3 protein-coding genes are annotated in these 3,586 nt (G+C 58.6%); all 3 read left to right on the top strand.

What is annotated here, in order from left to right; all coding sequences use genetic code 11:
- The coding region (locus ACIREA_RS28635; RefSeq protein WP_397385739.1) for a peroxiredoxin family protein at positions 1 to 1,018 on the top strand (1,018 nt) is incomplete at its 5' end.
- A 165-nt stretch (positions 1,019 to 1,183) separates the two neighbouring features.
- Entirely contained in the window at positions 1,184 to 2,953 is a 1,770-nt protein-coding gene (locus tag ACIREA_RS28630; protein WP_397385738.1) for a GspE/PulE family protein, read from the top strand.
- A 3-nt stretch (positions 2,954 to 2,956) separates the two neighbouring features.
- Positions 2,957 to 3,586, top strand: a 630-nt coding sequence (locus ACIREA_RS28625; RefSeq protein WP_397385737.1) for a type II secretion system F family protein, incomplete at its 3' end; no start/stop codon positions are given.

Genomic DNA, 3,586 nt, shown 5'->3' with positions numbered 1-3,586 from the left:
ATCCATCCTGGCCCAGACTCCATCTGCACCGCTGGCCACAGAGATCCGTTCGATCATTGATGAGTACGAAAACTCGGTGCGTGCCAACACGCAGAAGCTCATCGCCGCTGCCACCGAGGAGGAGAAGAACAAGTTTCGCGCCAGCATTCCCAGTGCCGGACCTTATGCCACCAAGATGCTGAAACTGGTACAGGCAAACTTGGATCAGCCGGATGTGGTGAAAGGGGTGAACTGGCTCGTGACGGGCGCGGCGGGTTTTCCCGAAGGGCAGGAAGCGCTGAAGATGCTCGGCACCACCTTCGCGGATCGCGCGGGCATCGCCGAAGCGGTGAAGCAGCTCGAATATCATGGCCTGCCAGCCGAGCCGGTGCTGAAGGCTGTGATCGAAAAGAACACGCATCGAGACGAAAAAGCCGCAGCGCTTTATGCCCTGGGTGCCATCCACTTTAAAAACTTCGACGCCTCTGCCGATCGTGACTCCGCCGCTGCTTCAAAGAGCAAGGCGCTTGAATGCTTTCAGCAGCTGTATGCCGATTATGAGGACGTCACCATCCAGGGCTTCAAGCTCTCAGATTCCGTCGCCAAAATGTTCTTTGAGATGACCAGCCTTCAGGTCGGCTGTGAAGCGCCGGAAATCGAGGGCAAGGATGCCGATGGCGTGAGCTTCAAACTCAGCGACTACCGCGGCAAATACGTCATCGTCATCTTCTGGGGCGGCTGGTGCCATGCCTGCCACGGCACTCTGCCACTGATGAACCAGGCCGCCGCGCAGCTCAAAGACAAAAACGCCGTCGTGATCGGTGTGAACACCGACATCGAGACCGAGGCCAAAAAAGCACTCGCCGATTACCAGGTCAGCTTCCGCAACGTGCTCGACAACACTAGCAGCGGCCCGAACACCACGCTCTACAACTTGCGCAATTTTCCCACCCTTTATCTCATCGACCCCAAGGGCCTGATCGCGATCAAAAACGGGTCTCTGGATGCGATGGTGGCGCAAATCACCGCTGCCAAATAGGCGGCGGGCGGGGCAGGGTAGATCTCCCTAATGGGGGTAACCGAGGGTTGGGTTACCTCAACTTTTCGGCTCTCTAAATGGTTTGGAAGTATTAAAAACTTGCCATTTCTATGAAAAACCATAATTATGCGGTATTATAAGGCCGAATTTAGGCGCTCCGTCCTCATGCTTCCACTCATCGATCAGATCCTCAAAGACTCGGGTTGTGCCGATCTTCCTGCTGTGCGGCAGGCGGTGGAAGAGGCGTGCTTCAATCAGACCTCCTTTGTGGATGCCGTGCTGGATTGTGAAGGCGTGCGCGAGCGCGATTTCCTGACCGCCCTGGCCAAGACTCTCAGCCTGCCTTGGTGGGAACCGAAGGATGAAGACCAGCCCACAGAGCAGGGGATGCGCCGCATGCTGCCGGCGGAGATCGCTCTGCGTCATCGCTTGCTGCCCGTGTTCACCGAAGAAACGAAAAATGATGACGGCTCGGAGACAGAGCGCACGCTGCACATCGCCACGTTTGATCCGCTCAGCCTCGTGGCACATCAGCGAGTAGCCGCGAGTCTTTCGATGCCGGTGGTCTGGCACGTGGGACAGCGCACCCGCATTGTCGAGGGCCTGCAAAAGCTCTACGGTCTGGGTGCGGACACGTTTGAAAAAATCCTGCGTGGTCGTGCCGACTGGGGCGCGGAAGATTTGAAGGATGAAGTCACCGTGCTCGATGAACCCGAGGACGAAGAAGCCTCGGTGGTTCGTTTCGTGAATCAAATCATCCGCCGTGGCCTCGAACAACGCGCCACGGACATCCACGTGGAGCCGCAGCAGGATCGCCTGCGCATTCGCTACCGCATTGACGGCCGCCTCGAAGAGCTGCCAGTGCCGGAGAACATCAAATCATTGCAGGCCTCGGTGATCGCCCGCCTCAAGATCATGGCACGCCTCGACATTGCCGAGAAGCGCCTACCACAAGATGGCCGCATCGGCCTCGAACTCGACGGTCTCTCCATCGACGTACGCGTGGCCACCATTCCATCCGTCGAAGGCGAAAGCATCAGCCTGCGCCTTCTCGCACAGCAGCAGGTCACCGTGAACCGCCTCGGCCTGACCGACAACATTCGTCCCGTCGTCGATGAACTGCTGAAACTGCCCAACGGCATCATCCTCATCACCGGCCCTACCGGCAGTGGTAAATCCACCACGCTGTACGCCTTCCTCACCGATCTCAATCAGACGCATCGCCGCATCGTTACCATCGAAGATCCGGTGGAATACAAGATGCCCGGCATCGTGCAGATTGCGGTGAAGCCCGAGATCGGCCTCACTTTCGGTGCAGGACTGCGCAGCATTTTGCGTGGCGATCCGAACGTGGTCATGATCGGGGAAATGCGCGACCTCGAAACCACCGAGATCGCCGTGCGCGCCGCTCTCACCGGTCACTTGGTTTTCAGCACCCTTCACACAAATGACGCCATCGGCGGCATCACGCGTCTCATCGACATGGGCGTGGAGCCCTTCCTTGTCTCCAGTGCCGTGCGCGCCTTCTTCGCCCAGCGTCTCGTGCGCAAACTCTGCCCCGTGTGCAAAACACCCACCGAGGTGGAAGAGAGCTATCTCAAATCGATCGGCTTTCCCTCCCATCTCTCCGGCAAAATCATGCGTGCCGTGGGTTGTGAGGCCTGCCGTGGCAGCGGCTTCCAGGGCCGCCTCTCCATTTATGAAGTCTGCCTCGTCACTCATGCGCTGCAGCACCTCATCAACAGCCGTGCGCATCCCGCCGAGTTTCACAAGCAGGCCCTCAAGGATGGTTACATCCCCATGCGCGGTTACGGCTTCCAGAAAGTGCTCAGTGGTGAAACCACCATCGAGGAAGTCCTCAGCGTTACCGCCGCCAGCGATCGCAATCACGCGCCGCAGACGACCTCCATGCCTTCCACGCGTTTAGCCGCCTAACCCATGCCCACCTTCGTTTACAGCGCTCACGGTCCTTCCGGTGTCATCACCGGGGAGCTGGCTGCGTCGGATCGTAGCGAAGCGTTTGCACTGCTCGGGAAAAAGAAAATTCAGCCCATCAAGCTCGAAGCCGCAGGTGAAGCCAAAGCTTCAGCAAGCACTGCCGCCAAGGCCAAACAAAGTGCCGCAGCCGCTGAAACCATCCTGGGTGGTCCCATCAAACTCAAGTTGCCTCAGGTAGTGCTCTTCATCGAAGAACTCTCCGACCTCGTCGGCGCTGGCATTCAGCTTGAGCCGGCGCTCGCCACCATGGAGCGCCGCCGTGAACTCTCCGGCATCAAAACACTCGCCACGGTGCTGCGCAGCAAAGTGCGTGATGGCATGGCCTTCTCGAAAGCCATTGCGGCCACGAGCCCCAGCTTCGGCAAGCTCTTCTGCGCACTGGTTTCAGCGGGTGAAGCCAGCGGTTCGCTGAGCACCATCCTCAAGCGTCAGGCACAGTACATGCGCTCCCTACAGGCGCTGAAGTCCAAGGTGCTCTCCGCACTGCTCTATCCGGCATTTCTCATCGTCGCCGCTGTTGCCGTCACCCTGCTGTTTGTCGTCTATCTCATTCCGAAACTCACGGAAATG

This window comes from Prosthecobacter sp., from assembly GCF_044373815.1.
Lineage (GTDB): Bacteria > Verrucomicrobiota > Verrucomicrobiia > Verrucomicrobiales > Verrucomicrobiaceae > Prosthecobacter.
This window is presented reverse-complemented; position numbering and strand designations above follow the sequence as displayed.

What these genes read in the sequence shown, in the direction of transcription:
- ACIREA_RS28630 (WP_397385738.1), top strand. Translation starts at nt 1,184, where the DNA reads ATGCTTCCACTCATCGATCAGATCCTCAAAGACTCGGGTTGTGCCGAT.